We start from the raw sequence: 1,244 nt of genomic DNA, 5'->3' as shown, positions 1-1,244 counted from the left end.
TTATATCAACATCAATATAACCAAGCCCCCTTTGTATAGTCGTCATATGAACAAGTTGGTTATAAAAATGCACAAATTGATTAAGCCTGTCTTTTTTTTCCGAATCATTTTTGCTTTTATAGCTTGACTCTTCAGTACAACCTTCTTCTATTTTTTTATTATATCGATCAATGATCCAATTTAACCGCTTCACTGCAAATAGCTTTGTGTCTGGATTATAATCAGCAAATGTTTTATACCATTTGGCTTCATCGTTCTGCAGGATACGATCATTATTTCCAAATGCCCTCAGCAAAAAAGGGTTTCGCTGGATCTCAGACTCCAAAGCCAGAAGCACACTAGTATCACCCTGAGTGGCACTCAAGACATCGACGTGTTTATGCCCGGAGCTATAATCAATCAACCCGTCTTTGCGCATTGAATCAGTCACTTCAATGACCTTTTCAAAAGATAATTCCGCGAGTTGATCATCAGCATGATAAGGCGTGCAGATTATTTCAAACCACTTCCGAGTATCATAAAAAGGAAACAGGGTAAAGTTACTGTCAAATCCACAGCGTGAATCAAATTTTTTAGCGGTAACGTGGTTAGTTAACTCTTTTTCTGCGAATCGAGATGAAAAAATGCTAACAAGCTTCCCCTCTGAATCAGAAATTACATTTTTTACATCATATTCAAGCTCTTCTCCAAATTTAGGGTTTAATTTGTTTTCCGATTTTGCTTCATTCTCAGTGGATAAAGGGCAACCATCAAAAAGAGTGTCGACAATACCATCACAACGCCGAAAAAAAATAACATCCATAACATGTCGATTAAAAAACTCTCTCATATCAATTTTGTTGATACGCAAAGCAATGGTTAACAAATTACTCGGGTAAAATAATAAACTACCACTATCGATAATTTTTTGCCTGAATTTCACGGCAAAATTAAATATGATAACCAGCTCAGAAAAAAGGCCTCCTGAAGGAAGAAGGGTTTGAAAAAATGGAAATATATCCTTCAGCAATTTCTCGTAGGTGAATTCATTTTTATTCATTAAAAAAAATCTAACATTTGGGATTACATCATTTGGTACGTTCTCTCTTTTGTTGAGATAATCCACCAGAATGTCCCCCAGATTATAAAATAATCGACTCCTGTTTCTTTTAGGTTCCGCTGCCGCTCGTTCGGTAAAAATAGCATTCAGGAAAGACTGTATCTCTTCGACTCGTTTCTGGCTGATGATCTTACCGGCCACATAT

At 36.4% G+C, this 1,244-nt stretch carries 1 protein-coding gene; it reads right to left on the bottom strand.

Annotated elements, in window-relative coordinates:
* The coding region (locus KDK17_RS09840; RefSeq protein WP_257287975.1) for a hypothetical protein at positions 1-1,244 on the bottom strand (1,244 nt) is incomplete at both ends.

It is taken from the genome of Endozoicomonas sp. SESOKO2 (assembly GCF_024606245.1).
Taxonomy (GTDB): Bacteria; Pseudomonadota; Gammaproteobacteria; order Pseudomonadales; family Endozoicomonadaceae; genus Endozoicomonas_A.
This window is presented reverse-complemented; position numbering and strand designations above follow the sequence as displayed.